Source organism: Marisediminicola sp. LYQ85, assembly GCF_046600695.1.
In the GTDB taxonomy this organism is placed as follows: Bacteria; Actinomycetota; Actinomycetes; order Actinomycetales; family Microbacteriaceae; genus Marisediminicola.
In genome coordinates this window covers 664,356-686,205 of the sequence record NZ_JBKIWO010000002.1, presented here as the reverse complement: position 1 = coordinate 686,205, position 21,850 = coordinate 664,356, and the positions used below count along the sequence as shown (strand labels likewise).

The window sequence follows — 21,850 nt, the reverse complement described above, 5'->3', positions numbered from 1 at the left end:
CCGCCGCACGGCGTCACCGCGCGAGGGCGTCGATGAGCGCGTATGCCGCGAGCGCGACGGCCACGATCAGAACACCGCCGATGAGCCACGGGAGGGCGATCGGCGGGGGCAGCGGCAGGTCGAGCCGCAGCGCGCGCTCGGTCCGGCGCCAGGAGAAGAGCGCAGACACGGCGAGAGCGCCGCCCGAGAGGCACGCGAGCATCGCGACGATGTCGATGAACACCGAGAGGTCGGCGAACGCGGCGAGAGTCGAGAGCGCGACACCTCCCGCGACGAGGGCGAGACCCGTGCGCACCCACGCGAGGGCGGTGCGCTCGTTGGCGAGCGAGAAGCGCGCGTCGGGTTCGCTCCCGACCCCGTAGACGCTCGCCGGGCGGCGGCGGTCGGGTGGACGCGCACCGGAGTCGTGGGGGGAGGAGGAGTCATCCATCAGCTCGAGCCTAGGGGCGTCCCCGCCGTCTTTGCCTCCCCCGAGCGCGCTCGGTAGGCTCGCCGGTGACGAGCACGGCCACCACGAGGAGAAGAAGATGGGTCAATTCGACCAGTTCGCGAACCAGGGTGGCGCAGCGGCGTGGGACCCCGACGAGGCCGCCGAAGCCAAGAGGGTCGCCGAAGAGCAACTGCAGAACGCCGACTACGCCGGCGACCTCCCCGAGCCCCTCGGCTCGGCAGACGAGCCCGCTTCGACCGACGCACCGGAGGCACCGGCCGACCCCGCTTCGACCGACCCCGCCTCCGCCGAGCGCGCACAGGACTAGTCACCCCGTGCCCCTCGGCTACGACCCCGACTTTCTCGGCGTCGCCGTCGAGCTGCCCGAGACGGGCGTGCGCCCCGACGACCTCGCGACGCTCGACTACACGCACTTCACGGTCGTGCTCGATCGCGAGCGCCGGCTCGCTCGACTCACGGCCGTCAACATCGACGGTGCGCTCCTGCGCGATGTGAGCCGCGGTGACGACTGGTTTCTCGACGACAGGGTCGCGGCGATCGAGCAGGCCGGGCCGGACGTCTATTCGTCGAACGACTTCGACCGCGGCCACCTCGTGCGGCGCCGGGACCCCGTGTGGGGTCCGGACGCCGAGCGGGCCAATCGCGACACCTTCAGTTACGCCAACGCCGCCCCGCAGGTCAACACGTTCAACCAGTCGAAGGACCTGTGGCTCGGACTCGAGGACTACCTGCTCGGCACGGCGGCGGCATCCGAAGGCCGACTGACGGTCATGACCGCACCGGTCTTCGACGAGGCCGACCGGGAGTACCGCGGTGTGCGCATCCCGCAGCTGTTCTGGAAGATCGCCGTGTGGCTTGCAGACGGCGAACTCGCGAGCACGGCCTACCTCCTCGACCAGAGCGACCTCATCGACGACGTCATCCGGCGGGGGGCGGATGCCGGCGCCGAACCGGGAGCCTTCCGCACGTTCCAGGTCGCCGTCGCGCAGATCGCCGAGCTCACCGGCTTCGAGTTCTCTGCGCTCGAGAGCGTCGATCGTCTCGCCCGGCGCGGCATCGCGGATTCGAGTGGAGAGCTGCCCGCGCCCCTCGAGCTGGCTTCGTTCGACGACATCCTGCTCCGCTGATCGCGGCTCCGGGTCTGGGTCTGGGTCTGGGTCTGGGTCTGGGGCGAGTTCACGCCGAGAGGTTCGTCGGGAGCGTGAGGATCTCCGCTCCCCGGTCCGTGATCGCGATCGTGTGCTCGCTGTGGGCGGTTCGGCTTCCGGTCGCACTGCGAAGGGTCCACCCGTCGGCGTCGGTCACGAGTTCGGCGGTGTCTGCCATGATCCAGGGTTCGAGTGCGAGCATCAGGCCGGGGCGGAGTCGGTATCCGCGACCCGCGCGCCCGTCGTTCGAGACGTGGGGGTCCTGATGCATCGTCGAGCCGATGCCGTGTCCGCCGTACTCGAGATTGATGGCGTAGCCCGCGCCGGAGAGCACATCTCCGATCGCCGCCGAGATGTCGCCGATGCGCGCACCGGGCTCCGCCGCTGCGATTCCCGCCGCCAGCGCCCGCTCGGTGACCTCGATGAGGTCGAGACTCTCGCGCGCAACCGAGGCACCCACGACGAAGCTGATCGCGGAGTCGGCCGCCATCCCGTTCTTCGTCACCGCGAGGTCGAGAGTGAGCAGGTCGCCATCGGCGAGGGAGTAGTCGTGGGGCATGCCGTGGAGCACCGCGTCATTGAACGCGGTGCATATGTAGTGACCGAAGGGTCCGTTGCCGAACGACGGTGCGTAATCGACGTAACAGGATTGCGCGCCCGCCTCTCCGATGAGCGCTTTCGCCCAGCTGTCGATGTCGAGGAGGTTGGTGCCGACACCGATGCGGTTCTTCAGCGCCTGCAGGATGTCGCCCACCACGCCGCCGGCGACGCGGGCACGATCCAGCTCGGCCCGGGTGAAGATCTCGATCATGAGCAGCCCTCCGCCGACCTATAACAATACCGGCCCAACTATACCGTCATGATCATGCCACGGGTGCGCCGCCGCGGGCTAGGATCGCCCCATGGTCAGGCTCCCACTCTCCCCCGCCGAACTCGAGAGAGGTCGCAGGCTCGGAGCGCTGCTCCGCCAGGCGAGGGGTGACCGGTCGATACTCGACGTCGCTCTCGATGCGGGGGTCTCGCCCGAGACTCTGCGCAAGATCGAGACGGGGCGCATCGCCACCCCCGCCTTTCCGACCATCGCGGCGATCGCTGTCGCTCTCGACATCTCACTCGACGCGGTGTGGGCAGACATCCGCGATCCTGCCGACCGCACCCGGGTGGCTTCCTGACTCGCTAGTGCGCGCGGTGGTCTTGGATCGTCATGCGCGGCCCGAACTTCGGCTTCGCGAAACCGCTCGACTCGATGAGTCTCATGACACGCTGACGGTGACCGCGCCACGGCTCGAGGAGCTCGAGCATGCCGTCGTCGTCGACGGGCTCGCCGACAAGAGCCCAGCCCACGAGGGCGGGCAAGTGGTAGTCGCCGACGCTCACCGCGTCTGGGTCGCCGTGTGAACGCTGGGTCGTCTCGGCGGCCGTCCAGACGCCGACCCCCGGAACCGAACGGATCTTTCGAGCGATCTCCTCCCCTCCCCGGCCGAGCGCGAGGGTGCGCTCGAGACCGGGGGCGACGGATGCCGCGGCGAGCACGGTTCTCGACCGCCGCGGGTCGACCCCCGCGCGGTGCCAGTCCCACGACGGGATGAGCGACCACGCGCGCGGGGACGGCGCGACACGCATTTCCTCCGGCGCGGGGCCCGGGGCGGCCTCCCCGTGCTGGGCCACGAGGGTGCGCCACGCGCGCCGCGCCTCCACCGTCGTGACCTTCTGCTCGAGGATCGCGGGCACGAGCATCTCGAACACGAGCCCCACGCGCACGAGCCGCAGACCGGGGCTGCGGCGCCGAGCATCATGGAGGAAGGGGTGGGCGCTCACGTCGAAGCCGTCGTCGTCGTCGCCTTCGCCGACCATCCCCGGAACGAGGTCGAGCGCCGCGTCGCACCCGGCCCCCCACGCGCTCGCGCGCACGGCCCCCGCGCCGCGATCGACCTCGAGGTGCAGAGTCGCGGTGCCGTCGACCGTGCGCAGGGTGCGCCACACTCCCGACCCCACCCACCGCATGGTCGGGTCGAATCGCCCGCGACTGAGCGGCCGCAGGGTGAGCGCGAGATCGACCGGCCGGGGTGTCGCCCACGTGCGTGAGGCCGACCTCGGCACCGCTGCGGGATCGTGCGCCGCGCCGCCGGAGGAGGTCATGCTGCCATTGTGTCGCGGGAGCCCGACATCCGTCCGAGTGCGCGGGTGGTCGCAGGCAGAGGTGCCCGGCTCCCGCGACGTAGTGTGGTGCGGTGGCCGTGCCGAAGATCATCCTGTTCTACGCCTTCGCCCCGCTCGCCGACCCCGATGCCGTGCGCCTCTGGCAGCGCGATCTGTGCGCGTCGCTCGGGTTGCGCGGCCGCATCCTCATCTCGAAGCACGGCATCAACGCGACCGTCGGCGGCGAACTCCGCGACGTCAAGCGCTACGTGCGCACGACCCGCGAGTACGCCCCGTTCCGCGACATCGACGTCAAGTGGAGCGAGGGCATCGGCGACGACTTCCCCCGGCTGAGCGTGCGCGTGCGCGACGAGCTCGTGAGCTTCGGCGCCCCGCACGAGGTCGCGGTCGACGAGAGCGGCGTCGTCGGTGGAGGCACACGCGTGAGCCCCGAGCAGCTGCACGAGCTCGTCGCCGAGAAAGACGTCACCTTCTTCGACGGCCGCAACCGCATCGAGGCCGAGATCGGTCACTTCGAGAACGCCGTGATCCCGGATGTCTCGACCACGCGCGAATTCGTCGCCGAACTCGACAGCGGGCGCTACGACCATCTCAAGAACGCGCCCATCGTGACCTACTGCACGGGCGGCATCCGCTGCGAAGTGCTCAGCTCGCTCATGATCGCGCGCGGCTTCTCGGAGGTCTACCAACTCGATGGCGGCATCGTGCGCTACGGCGAGCGCTACGGCGACTCGGGCCTCTGGAAGGGGTCGCTCTACGTCTTCGACGAGCGGCTCTCGATGGACTTCACGGATGACGCGGCCGTCGTCGGCCGCTGCTTCGTGTGCGAGGCACCCTCGAAGACCACCGTCAACTGCCGCGACCTGTCGTGTCGCGTGCAGATGGTCGCGTGCGGCGAGCATGCGAGCGTCGCCGCGTGCCCCGAACACCGCGAGGCGCTCGAGATCGTGCGCGGCGCCTCAGGCGAGAGCGGCGAGCACAGCAGCACACGCTGACTCGCACCGGCGGCACGCTTCGGCGCAGACGGCGCAGTGCTCGTGCATGTCGGCGTGTTGCTCGCAATCGTCGGCGCACTTCGCGCACGCGACCCGGCATGCCTCCACGAGCGCGCGCACGATGTCCGCGTCGAACCCGGTCGAGCGCGAGAGGACCCGCGCGGTCGTCGCACAGATGTCGGCGCACTGCAGGTCTGTGCTGATGCACTCGACGAGGTCGGCGACCATGTCTTCGGCGAGGCAGGCATCCGCACACGCCGCACAGACTGCCGAACAGTCGAGACACGCCTGGATGCACTCGGCGAGAAGGGCTCCGTCGATGGCGGGGCGGTCTTTCGGGTAGGTGTCGAGCATGCGGGAGATGAGCGTCATCGGTAACTCCTCAGAGGTCGGGCCGGTGTCGGCACACGGTCGGTGCTTCGACGATACGCACCGGATGCCGGCGAGATAACCCCCTGGTGCGTCTGCCGTCGCGAACTACTCTGACGTCATGACGCACACGCGACGGCGGGCGAGGCGAGCGACGGCGACGGCCGCGGCAGCCACGACCGCGGCCGCAGCGGTCGTGGCGGCGGCGGCGTGGGCGGCGCTCCACGCCACCTCTCCGAGGGTGCGACTGTGGCGGCGCGGAGCGGGACGAGTCGTCGCCATCCACGGCACGGCCCACTCCACGGGTCACGGCACTGCCCTCGGCTCGAGGGTGTTCGGATCCGGTGACACCGTGGTCGTCCTGCTCCCCGGGATCGCCGCGAGCGAGCGGTTCTTCGGTGAGGCGTGGAACACCCTCGCCGACGTCGCGACCGTCGTCGCTCTCGACCCCCTCGGTTTCGGAACGTCACGCGACCACCCGCTGAGCGATAGCTTCGACGGGTCACGGGAGCACCACCTCGCCGCCATCTCGGCGACACTCGACGCCCTCGGATTCGACGATCGCCCCGTGATCGTCGCGGGCCACTCGATGGGGGCCTCGCTCGCCATCCAGTGGGCGGCGGTCGACCCCCGCGCTCGCGCGGTCGTCGCTTTCGACGCTCCGCTCTACGAGACACGCGACGAGGCACGGGAGAGAGTCGGGTCCATGGGGTGGTTCGAGCGGCTTCTCTCGAACGGCCCGCTGGCCGAGAGGGTGTGTGCCTGGATGTGTGCCCATCGACGAGCGGCCGCCGCCATCGCGGTGGTCGGCAACCCCACCCTTCCCATCCCGGTCGCGGCCGCCGGCGTGCAGCACACGTGGCCCGCCTACATCTCGGCGTTCGACGAGCTCGTCGCCGGTCGCACCTGGATCGAGGCGCTCGACGCGCTCGCCGCCGGCGGAGTACCCGTGCACCTTGTGAACGGCACCGACGACCCGGTTCCGGTGCCCGGTCGAGCCTCGGCCCTCGCGGCGCGCCATGCGACCGTGACGGCGCGAACGCACCCCGGTGGTCACGACCTCCCCCTCGTCGCCGCCGGGTGGTGCAGCATTCTCGTGCGCGGTGTGGTCACCGACGGCGTGTCGACCCCGGGCACCCCCTAGCCCGCACGCAGGGTCGGCGCGTACCGTCGGCCCATGACAGCTACGACAGAGCAATTCGAGACCATCGCCAAGATCGTCGACGCGGCGAAGACGGCCATCCTCACCACCCGCAACTCCGAGGGTCAACTCGTGAGCCGCCCTCTCGCCGTGCAGGGGGAGGGCTTCGACGGCGACCTGTGGTTCTTCACCCACTACCCCTCAGACAAGACCGACGAGATCGAAGCCGACGACCAGGTCAACGCCGCCTTCGAGTCGGGTAAGGGCTATTTGTCCATCGCCGGCACCGCGTCGATCGTGCGCGACGAGGCGAAGATCGACGCCCTGTGGACCACCCAGGCCGAAGCGTGGTTTCCCGAGGGCCGCGACGACTCCGTGGCGCTCCTGCGCGTGCACGCCGACACCGCGGAGTACTGGGCGACGAACGACCCCAAACCCGTCGTGCTCTTCAAGGTCGCGAAGGCCGCGGTCACGGGAGGCCAGCCCGACATCGGCGACAACGACACCGTGACGCTCTAGGCCTTCAACGACGAAACGCCCCGAGCCGCTGAGGCTCGGGGCGTTCGACGTGGTGCAGAGAACTGCGGGCGCAGAACTACGGGCAGGTGACTTCCTGGCCGTCGACCGTCTCGTACTGGCCGGCGGGGAGACCCTCGCACGCCTCGGCGAGCGCGTCGAAGGCGAAGAACCCGGCCGTGAGGGCGAGCACGAAGAAGATCACGCCGAGCACGAGGAAGACGATCGAGAGGATGATTCCGACCTTCGCGGGGGTGTTCTTGAAGCCCGCGGCCTTCGACTTGCGCGCGGCGATGATGCTCACGATGAGGCCGGCGAGAGTGAAGACGAACGCCAGAACGAGACCGACGATGCCGAGGGTCTTGCCGGGGTCTTCGCCGGTCGCGGGGGCGTTCGAGTACTGGTTGGGCGCTGCGGGCGCCGCGGCGGGGTCGCCTGCGGGCGGCACAGGGGTTCCGTTGTGGTCAGTCATGTGGCTCTCCTTGAATAGAGGCCGACGGCCCCGAATCGATCGTGAGATTTAACCCTAGTGGCCCAGCGCTTTCCCAGGTAAAAATTCCTCGCCGGGGCGCACCCCCTATCCGGGGAGGAGGAAGACCGCCGTGATTCGCCCGCGCCCCCCGCCAAACACCATGATGGTGTCATGAGCATCGGAATCCTCACCAGCGGCGGCGACTGCCCAGGACTCAACGCGGTCATCCGCGGAGCCGTCCTCAAAGGAACCCAGATCTACAACAAGGAGTTCGTGGGCTTCCGCGACGGATGGCGCGGAGTCGTCCAGGGCGACGTCATGCCCCTCGAACGCCGAGACATCCAGGGCATCTCGAAGCAGGGCGGCACGATCCTCGGCACCTCGCGCACCAACCCCTTCGAGGGCGACGGCGGCGCCGAGCGCATCAAAGAGAACATGGAGCGCCTCGGCATCGACTCGATGATCGCGATCGGCGGCGAGGGCACCCTCGCGGCAGCGAAGCGCCTCACCGACGCGGGAATCAAAATCGTCGGGGTGCCGAAGACGGTCGACAACGACCTCTCGGCCACCGACTACACCTTCGGATTCGACACCGCGGTGTCGATCGCGACCGACGCGATGGACCGCTTGCGCACGACGGGCGATTCGCACGGACGCTGCATGGTCGCCGAGGTCATGGGTCGTCACGTCGGCTGGATCGCCTTGCACTCGGGCATGGCCGCGGGCGCGCACCTCATCCTCATCCCGGAGCAGAAGACCTCCATCGACCAGATCTGCGAGTGGGTGCAATCGGTCAAAGACCGCGGGCGCGCGCCGCTCGTCGTCGTCGCAGAGGGCTTCCACCTCGACTCGATGGACGACCCGCACTCCGAGCGCGGCCTCGACGCCTTCGGGCGTCCGCGCCTCGGCGGTGTCGGCGAGCTGCTCGCCCCCATCATCGAAGAGCGCGTCGGCATCGAGACGCGCGCGACGACCCTCGGCCACATTCAGCGCGGCGGAACCCCCACGGCATACGACAGGGTTCTCGCGACGCGCTACGGCATGGCCGCGGTCGACTCCGTCATCCACGGGCGGTGGGGCCGCATGGTGTCGCTCAGCGGAACCTCGATCACCCACGTGGCGTTCGAAGACGCCCTCGGCAAGCTCAACACCGTGCCTCAGGACCGCTACGACGAGGCCGCGATCCTCTTCGGCTAGGCGATCGCGAGCGTCGCCGCGACCACGGTGAGCGGCGCGACGACGAGACCGAGAGCGGCGTAGCGCCACCACGAGACCTCCACGCCGAGGGCGCGCACGCGGTCGTGCCACAAGAGCGTCGCGAGTGACGCCCACGGGGTCAGCAGCGGTCCGGCTCCCACCCCCACGAGCACCGCGACGAGCCGGTCGGCAGACCCGGCGAACGGTTCGAGCGCGAGGTACGCGGGGAGGTTGTTGACGAGGTTGGCGCTCACGGCGCTCACCCCGGCGAGACGCAGGAGGTCGTCGGTCGCCTCGCCTGTTCCCGCGAGCACGCCGAGCACATCCGTGATCGCGAGGGAGTGCGCCGCTTCGACGACCACGAAGAGACCCGAGGCGAAGACCACGAGTCGCCACGGCACGAGTGCGAAGCGGAGCGCGCGCCGACGCCGCACCGCGAAGACGATCGTGAGGATCGCCGCGGCGACGGATGCCGACGCCCACACCGGCACGGGAGTGACGAGCATGGGCACGAGGGCGCCCGTCACGACCGACGCCCACACGAAGAGCACGCGGTCGGCGACCGGCCGAGGCCCGTCGAGGGTGTAGCGCTGCACGAGGCGTCGGCGATACACGACGGCGATCACGAGCACGGGGACCACGATCGCGCACAGGGCGGGCGCCCACGTGAGCGCGGCGAACTCGAGGGGGCCGCTCGCGACACCGAGAGCGGAGAGCTCGTGCTCGGCGAGCAGGTTCGTGAGGTTCGAGACCGGAAGGAGGAGCGATCCGGTGTTGGCGAGCCACACCGTCGTGAGCGCGAACGGGATCGGGTCGAGGCCCGCGCGCTGCGCGAGCAGCACGACGATCGGCGTGAGGAGCACCGCCGTCGTGTCGAGCGAGAGGAACACCGTGCTGAGGGTCGCGAAGGCGACGACGAGCAGCCACAGCAGCACACCCCTGCCCGCGCCCCAGCGGGCGAGCCTGCCCGCCACGACGTCGAAGACTCCGGCTTCGTTCGCGAGCTCGGCCGTGATCGTGATGGCGACGACGAACAGGAGGATCGGCCACGTGCGCCCGGCGAGCACGCCGAGCTCGTCGATGCCGAGAGCGCCCGTGGCGACGGCGACGGCGCCGACGAGCAGGAGGGCCGCACCCACGATCGCAATCCGCACCGTGCCTCCCCTCTCGCCTCGCGTCGCGCGGATCGCCTCGCTCACCCCGGCGGGTAGCGTGAACCCATGTTCCGCGCACTCAGAGTAGAGACATCCGGCACCGCTCCCGTCACGCGACTCGTCGAACTGACCGACGACGACCTCATGCCGGGCGACGTCACGGTCGACGTCGAGTTCTCGAGCGTCAACTTCAAAGACGGCCTCGCGCTCGCGGGCAAGCCCGGCGTGATCAAGGACTACCCGCTCATCCCCGGCATCGACCTCGTCGGCACTGTCGCGGCATCCGCCTCACCCGAGTGGAGCGCGGGCGACCGGGTGATCGTCACGGGGTGGGGCATCGGCGAGACCCATGACGGCGGCCTGAGCGAGCGCGCCAGAGTGCGCTCGGAGTGGCTCGTGCGTCTGCCGGAACACCTGACCGCTTCCCGTGCTGCCGCGATCGGCACGGCGGGTTTCACGGCCATGCTCGCCGTGCTCGCGCTCGAGAACGGCGGCGTGGATGCGCGCTCCGACGGCGATGTCGTCGTCACCGGTGCAGCGGGGGGCGTCGGTTCGATCGCGATAGCGCTGCTCGCGCGCTCGGGCCACACCGTCGTCGCCGCGACAGGGCGAGGGAGCGAGCACAGCGACTACTTGCGCGCGCTCGGTGCGAGCGACATCCTCGACCGCGACGAACTGGCGGCCTCGGGCAAACCCCTGCAGTCGCAGCGATGGGCGGGCGCGGTCGACTCGGTGGGGTCGACGACTCTCGCGAGCGTGCTCGCGCAGACGCGCCACGGCGGGGTCGTCGCGGCGTGCGGGCTCGCGGGCGGAGCAGACCTGCCCACGACGGTCATGCCGTTCATCCTGCGCGGGGTGACCCTCGCGGGCATCAACTCGGTGTTCGCCCCGACCTCCGCGCGCACCGAGGCGTGGGAGCGCCTCGCGAGCGACCTCGACGCCGCGACGCTCGACGAGATGACGACCACGATTCCGCTCGCCGACGCGCCCCAGCTCGCCGAGCAGATTCTCGCGGGGCGCGTGCGGGGCCGCACGGTCGTCGACGTGCGCGCCTGAGTCTGCTTGAGTGTGCCTCCGGCGCTATGCGGGGGGAGTCGCCGCTCCCGCGGCCTTCGCGGCCGCGGGAACGGCCTCGAGGATGCGAGACACGATCTCGTCGTCGTGCGCCGCGCTCACGAACCAGGCCTCGAACACCGACGGCGGAAGCGACACCCCCGCCGAGAGCATGGCGTGGAAGAACGGCGGGTAGCGAAAGCCCTCTTGCGCTTTGACCGCGGCGTAATCGCGCGGAGCGTCGGCCGCGAACGCGAAGGAGAAGAGGTTTCCGGCGCGCTGAACGGAGTGCTCGACGCCCTCCGCCGATAGCGCGGACGAGACCTCGGTCGAGAGGGTGTCGGCGACCGCGTCGAGTCGCGCGTACACGGCGGCATCGGCCGCCCGCAGCGTCGCGATACCGGCCGCGACCGCCACGGGGTTTCCGCTCAGGGTGCCCGCCTGATAGACCGGACCGAGCGGCGCGAGGAAGTCCATGACGTCGGCACGACCACCGAGACCCGCGAGCGGCATGCCGCCGCCGATGACCTTGCCGAACGCGACGAGGTCGGGGGTCCAGCCGCCACCGTCTGGCACGATGCTCGCCGCCTCGAGCCCCCACCATCCGGCCGAGCCCACGCGGAACCCGGTGAGCACCTCGTCGACGATGAGCAGCGCGCCGTGCTCGTGGGCGATCTGCGAGAGCGCCCGATTGAAACCGCGACTCGGGGGAACGACCCCCATGTTCGCGGGCGCAGCCTCGACGATGATGCCCGCGATGTTCGGCCCGTGCTCGGCGAACACCGCGCGCACGGCGTCGAGATCGTTGTAGGGGAGCACGAGGGTCTGCGCGGCGGTGGCCGCGGTGACCCCGGCCGATCCCGGCAGAGCGAGCGTCGCGACACCGGAACCTGCTTCGGCGAGGAGCGCGTCGGAGTGCCCGTGGTAGTGGCCGGCGAACTTCACGAGGAGATCGCGGCCCGTGAACCCCCGAGCCAGACGGATGGCGGTCATCGTCGCCTCGGTGCCCGTCGACACGAGGCGGATCTTCTCGACGGGGGCTGCGGCAGCGTGCCGGTGCGGACCGTCGACCGACTCGGGCACCGAGACGCGTTCGCGCACGAGTTCGGCGAGCTCCGTCTCGGCGGGCGTCGACGCTCCGAACGACAGCCCGCGTGACGCCGCCGCCTGCACCGCTTCGATGACACGAGGGTGGGCGTGACCGAGGATCGCGGGACCCCACGAGTTGACGAGGTCGATGTAGTCGCGGCCCTCGGCATCCGTGATGTACGGACCGCGCGCCGAGACCATGAACCGCGGGGTTCCGCCGACCGAGCCGAACGCGCGCACGGGCGAGTTGACCCCGCCCGGAATCGAGTGCTTCGCGCGGGTGAAATAGTGCTCGTTGGTCGCGGTCATGGTCGCATCCTCTTTCGTCACGGATTCGGGCGTCACAGCGTGTGTCGACTCCGCGGTCACGCGGTCTCGCGCAACCAGTGCGCGAGTTCGACGGCCCAGTAGGTCAGTACGGCGTCGGCACCGGCCCGACGGATGCTCACGACCGACTCGGTGATCGCTCGGCGGCGGTCGATCCACCCGTTGGCCGCGGCGGCCTCGATCATGGCGTACTCGCCCGACACCTGGTAGGCCCACACCGGGACCTCGCTGCGTGCCGCCGTCTCGGCGAGAACGTCGAGGTAGCTCATGGCGGGCTTGACCATGACGACGTCGGCGCCCTCGTCGATGTCGAGCATCGCCTCGCGCACGCCCTCGCGAGCGTTGGCGGGGTCGAGCTGGTAGCTCTTGCGGTCACCGACAAGCGACGACTGCACGGCCTCCCGGAACGGGCCGTAGAAGGCCGACGCGTACTTGCCCGAGTAGGCCAGCACGGCGGTGTCGATGAACCCGGCGTCGTCGAGTTCGGCGCGGACCGCGGCGACCTGGCCGTCCATCATCCCGCTGAGCCCGAGAAGCTGGGAACCGGACGCCGCTTGCACGAGAGCCATCTCGCGATAGCGCTCGAGTGTCGCGTCGTTGTCGACGCGTCCACTCGCGTCGAGCACACCGCAGTGGCCGTGATCGGTGAACTCGTCGAGGCACAGGTCCGTCTGCACGACGAGGGCGTCGCCGATCTCGGCAGCGGCCACGCGCGTCGCGCTGTTGAGGATGCCGTCGGGGTCGGTCGCCCCCGAGCCCACGGCGTCTTTGTGCTCGGGAACGCCGAAGAGCATGACGCCGCCGATTCCCGCCGCCGCGGCATCCGCGAGGGCACGGCGGAACGAATCGAGGGTGTGCTGCTCGACACCGGGCATCGACGAGATCGCGACGGGTTCGCCCCCGCCCTCGCGCACGAACATCGGCAGGATGAGCTCGGCGGGCTGCACGCGGGTCTCGGCCACGAGGCGCCTCATCGCGGGTGTCGAACGCAATCGGCGCGGGCGCACGGTCGGCGCATCGGCACGCAGCAAGCGCGGGGCGTCGGTCGACGACGGGTCGAGCGGGGTGGTGTCGGTCATGATCGGGCGACCTTCGGGATGGGGCCGGTCGTGTCGCGCAGTTCGACCGCGTATTCGACGAGACCGTCGATGAGGGAGTCCGCCGACCGCGACTCCGCGATGATGTGCACCGCGAGCCCCGCCGCGCGCGCGTCGAAGGCGGTCCGGGGGCCGATGCATCCGATGATCGTCTCGTCGGGAACCGGGGAGAGTTGAGCGGCGACCTGGCGGGCGATGCTGCCCGAGGTCACGAGGATCGCGCGGATGCGACCCGACGCCACGTCGGCGGCGATCGACTCGGCCACGGGCACTCCGACGGTGCGGTAGGCGGCGACGAATTCGGCGTCGTAGCCGAGGCGCGAGAGACCGGCCACGAGGGTCGGCTCGGCGATCTCCGACTGCGGAACGAGCACGCGACCGCGGGCCTCCGTGCGCGGCCACTCGCGCACGAGCCCCCGCGCCGAGTTGTCGCCCTCGGGGATGAAGTCGACGCGGTAGCCCGCGAGGCTCAGCGCGGCGGCGGTCGTCTCGCCGACGGCGGCGATCTTGGTGTCGTCCGGCACGCTCGTGCGGTGGCTCATGAGCACGTCGACGGTCGTCGCGCTCGTGACGACGAGCCACTCGAACTGACCGCGCTCGAGTTCGTCGAGCGAAGTCGCGAGGGCGGAGGGGTCTTCGGTGCTTGCGAAGTTGATGAGGGGGGCGACGACGGGAACGGCGCCGTGGCTGCGCAGCGTCGCGGCGACCTGGTCGCCCCACTTGCCGCCGCGCGGCACGAGCACGCGCCAGCCGTCGAGGGCCCGATCGCTGCGGGGCGTCATGAGATCGCCCCATGCGGCACGAGATCGGCCGCGCCCGAGTCGAGCAGTTCGCGCGAGACGTTGGCCGCGACCGTGCCAGCAGGGTCGTCGTGGTCGGAGACGTGGAGGGCGTGAGCACTCGTGAGGTGGTCGGATCCGTCGGGGCGATACACGCGCGCCGAGAGGAAGATGAGGCCGTCGTCGATGATCGCGTGGGCTCCGATGGGAGCCGCGCACCCCGCCTCGAGGATGCGGAGCACCTCGCGCTCCGCCGTGACGGTGAGGCGCGTGGGTCGGTGGTCGATCGAGGCGACGGCTCGGCGGATCGCGGGGTCGCTCTCGACCCGGGTCTCGATCGCGAGGGAACCCTGCCCGGGCGCCGTCGGCCACCCGTCGAGGGAGCAGTACTCGGTCACCGCGTCGAGCCTCCCGAGTCGCGAGAGCCCCGCCGCCGCGAGGACGACCGCGTCGACGTCGCCGTTCTGCACCATCTTCAGCCGGGTGTCGACGTTGCCGCGGATGTCGACGACCTCGATGTCCGGCCGACGACGACGCACTTGCGCGGCCCGGCGGGGTGACCCCGTGCCGACCTTCGCGCCCTCGGGCAGCGTCTCGAGCGTCAGGCCGTCGCGCGCGCACACGGCGTCGCGCGGATCTTCGCGCCGCGGGGTCGCCGCGATGACGAGACCGTCGGCCGGCTCGGTCGGGAGGTCTTTGAGCGAGTGCACGACGACATCGCACCGGCCGTCACGCAGGGCCTCACGGAGTCCGATCGCGAACACCCCCGTGCCACCGAGGCTCGAGAGCGGTTTCGTCGAACGATCGCCCTCCGTCGTCACGGGAACGAGCTCGACGGGGAGTCCGGATGCCTTCGCGAGCGCGTCGGCCACCGTCCGGGTCTGCGCCATCGCGAGCGAGCTCGCGCGAGTGCCGACCCTGATCACCTCGAGGGTCACGGCTGCAACCCGGCGACGGTCGGTTTGAATCCGAGTCGCACGTTCTCACAGCACCCGGGGCGACACACGTCGTACCAGGGCCCGAGGGGCGTGAGCGACGGCCGCTCGTCTTTCGGGGTGGCGTCGCGGCGCTCGATCACGAGGTCGATGAGTCCCGACACGTAGGCCGCGTGCACTCCCGGAGTCGGCACTCGCACCGCGAGGATGCCGTGCTTCTGCGAGGTCTCCATGGCTTCGGTGTCGAGGTCCCACTTGACCTCCATGTGGTCGCTCACGAACCCGATCGGCACGATCACGACGGCGCGGATTCCCGCGACCGCGAGGTCGTCGATCGCATCGTTGATGTCGGGTTCGAGCCAGGGCTGCGTCGGCGGACCCGACCGCGACTGGTAGACGAGGCTCCACGCGATCGTGCCCGCGGTCGCTGCGAGAACGTCCTCGGCCGCGTCGGGCACCGAGGTGGCGCCGGGCAGTTGCGCGTTCGCGAGCGCGGTCGCTGCACCCTCTACGGGCTCGGATGCCGCGGCATCCGGTGTCTGGGCGGCGACGACGACCTCGGCCACCGCGAGGTGCTGTGCGGCGTATGCCCCACCCTCACCGAATCCCCGCGACTGGGGCCCGCTCTTGGCGGCATCCGTCGACGGGATCGAGTGGGTCGTGAAGAGCACGTGCGTCTGGTCGAGGGGGATGCCCGCGGCCGAGGTCTGGGCGAGGCCGTCACGCAGACCGTCGATGAACGGCTGCACGAAACCGGGGTGGTCGAAGAACTGGCGCACCTTGTCGATCTCGATGACACCCTCGAGCCCCGTGTCGGCGAGCGCCGCGGCGTAGTCCTCGCGGTACTGCCGGCAGCTCGAGTAGGAGCTGTAGGCACTCGTGCCCACCGCGATGAGCTTGCGGTAGCCGCGCTCGTTCGCCTCGACGAGAGCGTCTTTCAGATAGGGATCCCAGTTGCGGTTGCCCCACAAAACGGGGAGGTCGATTCCGCGGCGCTCGAGTTCGGCCTCGAGCGCGGCCTTGAGCTCGCGGTTCTGGTCGTTGATCGGGCTGACGCCGCCGAAGTGCCGATAGTGGTGCGCGACCTCCTCGAGTCTCTCGTCGGGGATGCCGCGACCGCGCGTGACGTTGCGGAGGAACGGGATGACGTCATCCTGACCCTCGGGCCCTCCGAAGCTCGCGAGGAGGATGGCGTCGTACGCCGTCGGCTCCGTGACGTGTTCGGGGCCCGCGGCGGCCGCGGGGGTCGCGGCGCGGACGAATTGCTCGGAGGGGGCGTGGTCGGGTGCGATGGTCATGACAGTACCTCGGGTATCTCGGTGGTCTCGATGCGGCGCCCGGTGTAGAAGGGCACCTCTTCTCTCACGTGCATGCGGGCGTCGGTCTGGCGGAGTCGCCTCATGAGGTCGACGAGGTCGACGAGTTCGGGGGCCTCGAGCGCGAGGATCCACTCGTAGTCTCCGAGCGCGAACGCGGCGACGGTGTTCGCGAGCACTTGGCGGTATTCGGAGCCTTTGCGGCCGTGATCGCCGAGCATCGCCCGGCGCTCCTCCTCGGGCAGCAAGTACCACTCGTACGACCTCACGAACGGGTAGACCGTGAGCCAGCGCTCCGCCTCCTTGCCGCGCATGAACGCCGGCAGGTGGTTGGACGAGAACTCGGCGTCGCGATGCACACCCATGGCGTTCCACACGGGGGCGAGGTGACGGAGCAGAGCGGCACGGCGCAATTCGCGCAAAGCCTTCTGCAACCCCTCGGGGCTCTCACCGTGCATCCAGATCATGAGGTCGGCGTCGGCGCGCATCGACGAGACGTCGTAGAACCCGCGCACCGTCACGCCTCGGTCGGCGAGCTCGGCGATCTGCGTGTCGAGCTTGTCGATGAGCGCACTCGCATCGCTTCCCACGAGAGGCGGAACGTCGCGTTCGCGGCGCAGGACAGCCCACAGGGTGTAGCCGAGGGGAGGGTCGGATGGCTGCGCTGGAGCGCTCATAGTCATAGCTTCCATTGTTCCCCGAGAACGGGGAACCGCCGAATCCGGCTGTGTGAATGCTGTGCTGGAATGCGCCTAGCTGCGGCGGACGAGGCTCCACACGACGAGGCCGCCGATCGCCGTGGCGACCCCGACCGCTGCCGCGATGAACGGCGTCGGGTCGTCTTCGTACTTGGCCTGCAGTTTGCGACCCGTGATGCCGATCTGCTTCGGCACGTTGAGCTTGTCCTCGATCTCGTCGAGGGTGCTCTCGAGCTGGGCGCGCGTCTGCGCGACCTTGCTGTGGATGTCTGACGTGTTCGTCGGTTCGCTCACTTCGCCATTCCCTTGATCGTGTCGATGTCGCGCTTGACGCTGTCGATGGTGTTGGTCGGCACCGGGGGGATTCCGCCCTTGAGCTTGCGGTAGCCGATGAGACCGATGATCGCCGCGATGACGAGGAGCACGAACGCGACGATGAGAGCCGCGAGCCACGCGGGCATCACGACGGCGAGCCCGAGGATCGCGGCCGTGAGGAGCACTCCGACCATATAGAGGAGCACGACTCCCGCGGCGGCGAGGAGCCCCCCGCCTATTCCGAGCGCCTTGAGCTTGCCGATCATCTCGGCCTTGAGCTGATCGATCTCACCCTTGACGAGGTCGGTGACGAGGGTCGGTATGTCGGCGATCAGCTGAAACAGCGACCGCTTCTCCCTGACGGGCTTAGGGGTGATCGGGTTGCTCATGACGTGCTCCTTCGGCGCCGCAGAGTCAGTTCGAGGTCGACGCGGTGGTCGACGACGACGAGCGCGACTTGGGCGACTTCGACTTGGAGACGACCTTCTTCACGTTGTCGCTCACGAAGTCGACGACCTCGGGAGCTTTGTCTTTGGCGAAGTCGCCCGCCGAGTGCACCTTGTTCTGCACGGGACCACTGCGCCAGAAGTTGCCGGCGGCCTTCTTGATCTGCTCGTAGCGTGCGCGGCCCGCGCGGCTTCCGAGTACGTATCCGACTGCCAAGCCCGATGCGAGCATGAGTTTTCCGCGCATGTCGATTCCCCTGCTGTTATGCCGTTGTGGCGTGAAGTTCTAGCGTTCGGACCAGCGTAACCCGGCATCTCCGGCGATAATCTTCAGCAAACTTTCAGACTGGCTCGTCGCGTGCCGGATTACCGCGGCGAGTCCGGTTCCCGCGACCCTCTCCCCGGTGTGGATGATGCGTTGCGGGGTTGACGCGACAGGTGGCGAGTCGACAGCATCCGCGGGACCGGCCCAGGCGACGCGGGCGAAGCCGACGACCGACGTCAGCGGAATGCTCACGCCGAGCAGGCGCTCGGCGTCGGTGCGCGCGAGCTCGCGCAGCTCCTCATCGTCGCGCGGTGCCCCGTCGTACGATAAGCGAACCACATGGCGACCCGAGGCGCTGTCGGCGAGCCACTGCCACTTCGCGGTCGCGTGAGTGAGCGCTTTCGCGGTGACACCCGGAGCACCGGCCGCGACGAGCACACCCGTTCCGCGCGGCGCCGCGTCGAGGGCGGGCTCGTCGACCACGAGAGTCGCGAGAGTGATGCTCGTCGCCTCGGGCGCGACGCGGGGTGCGCTGCCCGGGACGACCGAGTCGGGCAATCGGGTCGCGGCGACGACGTACTCGGCGCTGAGCGAAGTTTTGTCGTCGAGCTCGACGCGCACGGCGCCGGAAGACGGCGTGCCGCCCGCGGCGTCGGCCGTCGTTTCGGCCGACGTATCGAGGATCGCCGCGACGCGAGAGCGGAGGCGCACCTCGGCTCGGTCGCGCACCTCCGCGGCGAGGGCGTCGGCGATGCGGTGGATGCCCCCCGCGATCCCGAGCGCTGCGGAGCCCGCGGGCGCCGCCTCGCGCTGGGCCAGCACTGCGTGGGCGAGCGAGGACCGCTCGCGCACGCCGTCGCGGAGAGTCGGGGCGACGCGGTCGACGTCGAGGTCGTCGGGGTGCCGCGCGTGGATCGCGGTCGCGACCGGCGTGACGAGCAGGTCGAGCACGGCCGACCCCATGCGCTTGCGCACGAGAGCCCCGAGCGAGCGCTCCTTGGCGCCGATCTGACCGGGCAGCAGAGCGTCGAGCTGGGCGCGGATGGCGCCGGCGACGCCGACGACGGCGATCACGTCGCGCGCGAGCGGAACCGAGGGGATGCCGAGCAGACCCGCCTTCGGGAGGGGCACCGCTCGCCCTCTCGCCGGTTGCAACCACGCCCCCGCCGCCGAGGGCGTGACGATGTCGTCGGCGAGGCCGAGCTCCGTCGCGAGAGCCGCCACGGTGCCGCCGCGCGTCGCGAAACTCTCGGCGCCGGCATCCATCGTGATGCCCGCGACCGTGAGGGGGCGCAGTTTTCCCCCGAGCTCGTCGCCCGACTCGAGGAGCACCACGTCGACTCCGCCGCGCACGAGAGTGCGCGCGCTCACGAGCCCCGCGACACCGCCGCCGACGACGACGACGCGCGCGCGACGCCGCGGAGCGTGCGCTTCCGACTGCGCGTGATCGACGCCGCCGCCAACGCCGACGCCGTTCATGAGCTCGCGGCGGCGCTCTGCGCGTGGATCAGTTCGACCACGCGCGTGAGCACGGTGGGGTCGGTGTCGGGCGGAACCCCGTGGCCGAGGTTGACGACGTGGGCGGGCGCCGAACGCCCCCGCTCGATGACGTCGAGCACGTGCGCCTCGAGCGTCGGCCACGGCGCTCCGAGGAGCGCGGGGTTGATGTTGCCCTGCACGGGCACGCGGCCGCCGAGCCTCCGGATGCCCTCGTCGAGCGGGATGCGGTCGTCGATGCCGACGACATCGGCCCCGATGTCGCGCATCGCCGCGAGGAGCTCCCCCGTGCCGACCCCGAAGTGCACGATTGGAACGCTGAGGTCGGTGACGTGCGAGATCGCTCGGGCGGAGTACGGCGCGACGTAGGCCGAGTAGTCGGCGAGCGAGAGCGACCCGGCCCACGAGTCGAAGAGCTGTGCCGCGCTCGTTCCGGCGAGCACTTGCGCCCGCAGGAACGCGCCCGTGACGTCGGCGGCCCAGGTCATGAGGGCGTCCCACGTGGCCGGGTCGGAGTGCATGAGCGCGCGAGCGCGGAGGTGATCCTTCGACGGACCGCCCTCGACCATGTAGGCCGCGAGAGTGAAGGGAGCACCCGCGAAACCGATGAGCGGTGTCGACCCGAGCTCGGCGACAGTGCGGGCCACCCCCGCGGTGATGGGGGCGAGAGCGTCGGGTTCGAGTGCGGCGAGCGCCGCGACATCCGCTGCCGTGCGGATGGGGGCGCCGAGCACGGGGCCGCGCCCCGCGACGATGTCGACGTCGACACCCGCGAGCTTGAGGGGAACCACGATGTCGCTGAAGAAGATGCCCGCGTCGACACCGTGGCGGCGCACCGGTTGCAGGGTGATCTCGCTCGCGAGCTCGGGGTCGAGGCACGCGTCGAGCATCGCGGTGCCGACGCGCAACTGGCGGTACTCCGGAAGGGAGCGGCCCGCTTGCCTCATGAACCACACCGGGAGCGTCTCGGAGCGCTGCCCGCGGTAGGCCCTCACGAGGGTCGAGTCGGCCGTGCGGCCGTCGGAAAGCGGATGATCGGCTGGCAGAGTCACGCCACAAGTCTGCCATCGGCGCCTGGGCAGCCGTCTCGCCCTCACCTGTGCCCGGCTCACAGAGTGGGCGTTTAGTATTGGTCAGTGCTTCTTTGTCTGACCGCCAACCACCGGAATGCGAGCTTCGACCTACTCGAGAAGCTCTCGTTCGGTGCACACGCGGCAGCGGGCACCCTCGTCGAGTCGACCGAGTTCGTTTCGGGCGCCGTCGTTCTCGCGACCTGCAACCGGTTCGAGGCCTACCTCGAGATCGACGAGCCCCTCACCGCCGCGAGCGCGGTCGCCGTCGAAGCGACCGTCGTCGCGATGAGCGAGGCGAGCGGAGTCACCCCCGAGTCCGTGCGCGACTCGGTGTCGGTGCTCCACGGCGACGACGTCGTGCAGCACCTCTTCGCGGTGTCGTCGGGACTCGAATCCGTCGTCATCGGCGAAGACGAGATCTCGGGCCAGGTGCGCCGGGCCCTCGAGCAGGCCCGCGAGGCCGGAACGACCTCGAGCGGACTCGAGAAACTCTTCCAGCGCGCGTCCACGACCTCGCGCGCCGTGAAAGCCTCGACCGCCGTCGGCACCGCCGGGCGCTCGCTCGTGCGCCTCGCCCTCGAACTCGCGTCGAGCCGCATCGCCGACTGGTCTGGAGTGCGCGTGCTCATGATCGGCACCGGATCGTATGCCGGGGCATCGATGGCCGCCCTCCGTGACCACGGCGCCGACGACGTGACCGTGTTCTCCCCCTCGGGTCGCGCCGCGAAGTTCGCGCTCTCCCGCGGCGCCGCGTACACCACCGATCTCGTGAGCGCGATCGAGAACGCCGACGTCATCGTCACGTGCACGACCGTCGAGACGCCCGTCGTGACCCCCGACCTCATCACGGGCGAGTCGCCCAAACTCATCATCGACCTCGGTCTGCCGCGCAACGTCGACCCCGCGGTCGCCCGCGTCGATGGGGTCGACGTGCTCGACCTCGAGACGATCAGCCTGCACGCTCCCCTCGAAGAGCTGCGGGCCACCGACGACGCGCGCTCGCTCGTGGGCGAAGCGGCCCTCGCCTTCACGGCGGCGAAAGCGGAGCAGACGATCGCCCCCGCGGTCGTCGCACTGCGCGCCCACGTTTTCGGGATTCTCGACGCCGAGATCGAGCGGGCCCGTCACCGCGGCGACACGAGCCCCGAGACCGAGGCGGCGCTGCGCCACCTCGCGAGTGTGCTCGTGCACACCCCGTCGGTGCGCGCGCGGGAGCTCGCTCGCGCGGGAGACGCCGAGAGCTTCGTCGCCGGGCTCGACGCCGTGTTCGGTCTCGAGCCTGCCGAGCACACGGATGTCGCGGCCGACCGTCGCGGCCAGGCCACGGCCTCCTGACCCCCTCGGGTTCCGCCGCGAT

At 70.2% G+C, this 21,850-nt stretch carries 26 protein-coding genes; 9 read left to right on the top strand and 17 right to left on the bottom strand.

From position 1 onward, the window contains the following. Positions 1-13: 13 nt before the first annotated feature. Entirely contained in the window at positions 14-430 is a 417-nt protein-coding gene (locus ACLHG5_RS11680) for a YidH family protein (protein WP_411318940.1), read from the bottom strand. A 97-nt stretch (positions 431-527) separates the two neighbouring features. Between ACLHG5_RS11680 and ACLHG5_RS11675 the strand changes: the two genes are divergently transcribed. Next, positions 528-758 carry a hypothetical protein gene (locus ACLHG5_RS11675; RefSeq protein ID WP_411318939.1) on the top strand — a complete coding sequence of 77 codons (231 nt, stop codon included), beginning with the start codon at positions 528-530 and terminating at the stop codon, positions 756-758. A 7-nt stretch (positions 759-765) separates the two neighbouring features. Further along, positions 766-1,578: a DNA/RNA non-specific endonuclease gene (locus ACLHG5_RS11670; RefSeq protein WP_411318938.1), complete on the top strand. Its 813-nt coding sequence runs from the start codon at positions 766-768 to the stop codon at positions 1,576-1,578. Between the two features lie 49 nt (positions 1,579-1,627). Here ACLHG5_RS11670 and map read toward each other — a convergent pair whose 3' ends face one another. Next, positions 1,628-2,410, bottom strand: a complete 783-nt coding sequence (gene map / locus ACLHG5_RS11665; protein WP_411318937.1) for a type I methionyl aminopeptidase — start codon at positions 2,408-2,410, stop codon at positions 1,628-1,630. A 91-nt stretch (positions 2,411-2,501) separates the two neighbouring features. On the opposite strand from map, the gene ACLHG5_RS11660 reads away from it, so the two are divergent. Beyond that, a complete protein-coding gene (locus ACLHG5_RS11660) occupies positions 2,502-2,771 on the top strand; it encodes a helix-turn-helix domain-containing protein (protein WP_411316573.1) in 270 nt (89 codons plus the stop codon). A gap of 4 nt (positions 2,772-2,775) precedes the next feature. Here the strand turns inward: ACLHG5_RS11660 and ACLHG5_RS11655 are convergent, their stop codons facing one another. Further along, positions 2,776-3,738 (bottom strand): DNA-3-methyladenine glycosylase family protein, encoded by a 963-nt coding sequence (locus tag ACLHG5_RS11655; protein ID WP_411318936.1) that lies wholly within the window; start codon positions 3,736-3,738, stop codon positions 2,776-2,778. Positions 3,739-3,830: 92 nt separating this feature from the next. On the opposite strand from ACLHG5_RS11655, the gene ACLHG5_RS11650 reads away from it, so the two are divergent. Beyond that, a complete protein-coding gene (locus ACLHG5_RS11650) occupies positions 3,831-4,754 on the top strand; it encodes a rhodanese-related sulfurtransferase (RefSeq protein WP_411318935.1) in 924 nt (307 codons plus the stop codon). Here the strand turns inward: ACLHG5_RS11650 and ACLHG5_RS11645 are convergent. After that, the gene (locus ACLHG5_RS11645; RefSeq protein WP_411316576.1) at positions 4,719-5,126 is read right to left on the bottom strand and encodes a four-helix bundle copper-binding protein; all 408 of its coding nucleotides are present in this window, start codon (positions 5,124-5,126) and stop codon (positions 4,719-4,721) included. The two genes, ACLHG5_RS11650 and ACLHG5_RS11645, sit on opposite strands and share 36 nt — an antisense overlap. A gap of 118 nt (positions 5,127-5,244) precedes the next feature. On the opposite strand from ACLHG5_RS11645, the gene ACLHG5_RS11640 reads away from it, so the two are divergent. Both ACLHG5_RS11640 and ACLHG5_RS11635 read left to right on the top strand, forming a co-directional pair. Beyond that, positions 5,245-6,267 carry an alpha/beta fold hydrolase gene (locus ACLHG5_RS11640; protein ID WP_411318934.1) on the top strand — a complete coding sequence of 341 codons (1,023 nt, stop codon included), beginning with the start codon at positions 5,245-5,247 and terminating at the stop codon, positions 6,265-6,267. A gap of 33 nt (positions 6,268-6,300) precedes the next feature. Beyond that, positions 6,301-6,783: a pyridoxamine 5'-phosphate oxidase family protein gene (locus ACLHG5_RS11635; protein ID WP_411316578.1), complete on the top strand. Its 483-nt coding sequence runs from the start codon at positions 6,301-6,303 to the stop codon at positions 6,781-6,783. A gap of 76 nt (positions 6,784-6,859) precedes the next feature. Here the strand turns inward: ACLHG5_RS11635 and ACLHG5_RS11630 are convergent, their stop codons facing one another. Further along, on the bottom strand, positions 6,860-7,252 hold the full coding sequence (locus tag ACLHG5_RS11630) for a DUF4190 domain-containing protein (RefSeq protein ID WP_411316579.1): 393 nt from the start codon (positions 7,250-7,252) through the stop codon (positions 6,860-6,862). 171 nt (positions 7,253-7,423) lie between these two features. Here ACLHG5_RS11630 and ACLHG5_RS11625 point away from each other — a divergent pair, with 171 nt between their 5' ends. Beyond that, positions 7,424-8,449 (top strand): 6-phosphofructokinase, encoded by a 1,026-nt coding sequence (locus ACLHG5_RS11625; RefSeq protein ID WP_411316580.1) that lies wholly within the window; start codon positions 7,424-7,426, stop codon positions 8,447-8,449. Here ACLHG5_RS11625 and ACLHG5_RS11620 read toward each other — a convergent pair. After that, entirely contained in the window at positions 8,446-9,603 is a 1,158-nt protein-coding gene (locus ACLHG5_RS11620; protein ID WP_411319000.1) for an SLC13 family permease, read from the bottom strand. The two genes, ACLHG5_RS11625 and ACLHG5_RS11620, sit on opposite strands and share 4 nt — an antisense overlap. 66 nt (positions 9,604-9,669) lie before the next feature. Here ACLHG5_RS11620 and ACLHG5_RS11615 point away from each other — a divergent pair, with 66 nt between their 5' ends. Next, positions 9,670-10,659, top strand: a complete 990-nt coding sequence (locus ACLHG5_RS11615) for an MDR family oxidoreductase (RefSeq protein WP_411318933.1) — start codon at positions 9,670-9,672, stop codon at positions 10,657-10,659. A 24-nt stretch (positions 10,660-10,683) separates the two neighbouring features. On the opposite strand, the gene hemL is transcribed toward ACLHG5_RS11615, so the two are convergent. The 11 genes from hemL to hemE form a co-directional block, all read right to left on the bottom strand. Further along, the gene (hemL, locus tag ACLHG5_RS11610) at positions 10,684-12,054 is read right to left on the bottom strand and encodes a glutamate-1-semialdehyde 2,1-aminomutase (RefSeq protein WP_411318932.1); all 1,371 of its coding nucleotides are present in this window, start codon (positions 12,052-12,054) and stop codon (positions 10,684-10,686) included. Positions 12,055-12,110: 56 nt separating this feature from the next. Then, positions 12,111-13,046, bottom strand: coding sequence for a porphobilinogen synthase (gene hemB, locus ACLHG5_RS11605; protein WP_411318999.1), 936 nt, complete (start codon positions 13,044-13,046; stop codon positions 12,111-12,113). 101 nt (positions 13,047-13,147) lie between these two features. Beyond that, a complete protein-coding gene (locus ACLHG5_RS11600) occupies positions 13,148-13,951 on the bottom strand; it encodes a uroporphyrinogen-III synthase (RefSeq protein ID WP_411316584.1) in 804 nt (267 codons plus the stop codon). Beyond that, a complete protein-coding gene (gene hemC / locus ACLHG5_RS11595; protein WP_411318931.1) occupies positions 13,948-14,886 on the bottom strand; it encodes a hydroxymethylbilane synthase in 939 nt (312 codons plus the stop codon). The genes ACLHG5_RS11600 and hemC overlap by 4 nt, the downstream gene beginning before the upstream one ends. Continuing rightward, on the bottom strand, positions 14,883-16,181 hold the full coding sequence (locus ACLHG5_RS11590; RefSeq protein ID WP_411316586.1) for a ferrochelatase: 1,299 nt from the start codon (positions 16,179-16,181) through the stop codon (positions 14,883-14,885). The genes hemC and ACLHG5_RS11590 overlap by 4 nt, the downstream gene beginning before the upstream one ends. Then, positions 16,178-16,876, bottom strand: a complete 699-nt coding sequence (gene hemQ / locus ACLHG5_RS11585; RefSeq protein ID WP_411316587.1) for a hydrogen peroxide-dependent heme synthase — start codon at positions 16,874-16,876, stop codon at positions 16,178-16,180. Before hemQ ends, ACLHG5_RS11590 begins: the two co-directional genes overlap by 4 nt. A gap of 75 nt (positions 16,877-16,951) precedes the next feature. Beyond that, the gene (locus ACLHG5_RS11580) at positions 16,952-17,191 is read right to left on the bottom strand and encodes a DUF3618 domain-containing protein (RefSeq protein WP_411316588.1); all 240 of its coding nucleotides are present in this window, start codon (positions 17,189-17,191) and stop codon (positions 16,952-16,954) included. Continuing rightward, positions 17,188-17,601 (bottom strand): phage holin family protein, encoded by a 414-nt coding sequence (locus tag ACLHG5_RS11575; protein ID WP_411316589.1) that lies wholly within the window; start codon positions 17,599-17,601, stop codon positions 17,188-17,190. Before ACLHG5_RS11575 ends, ACLHG5_RS11580 begins: the two co-directional genes overlap by 4 nt. 25 nt (positions 17,602-17,626) lie before the next feature. After that, the gene (locus ACLHG5_RS11570; RefSeq protein WP_411316590.1) at positions 17,627-17,905 is read right to left on the bottom strand and encodes a hypothetical protein; all 279 of its coding nucleotides are present in this window, start codon (positions 17,903-17,905) and stop codon (positions 17,627-17,629) included. Between the two features lie 39 nt (positions 17,906-17,944). Further along, positions 17,945-19,402 (bottom strand): protoporphyrinogen/coproporphyrinogen oxidase, encoded by a 1,458-nt coding sequence (locus tag ACLHG5_RS11565; RefSeq protein ID WP_411318930.1) that lies wholly within the window; start codon positions 19,400-19,402, stop codon positions 17,945-17,947. Continuing rightward, positions 19,399-20,472, bottom strand: a complete 1,074-nt coding sequence (gene hemE / locus ACLHG5_RS11560) for a uroporphyrinogen decarboxylase (protein WP_411318929.1) — start codon at positions 20,470-20,472, stop codon at positions 19,399-19,401. The genes ACLHG5_RS11565 and hemE overlap by 4 nt, the downstream gene beginning before the upstream one ends. Positions 20,473-20,556: 84 nt before the next feature. Here hemE and ACLHG5_RS11555 point away from each other — a divergent pair, with 84 nt between their 5' ends. Further along, positions 20,557-21,828: a glutamyl-tRNA reductase gene (locus ACLHG5_RS11555; protein WP_411318928.1), complete on the top strand. Its 1,272-nt coding sequence runs from the start codon at positions 20,557-20,559 to the stop codon at positions 21,826-21,828. Positions 21,829-21,850 lie beyond the last annotated feature (22 nt).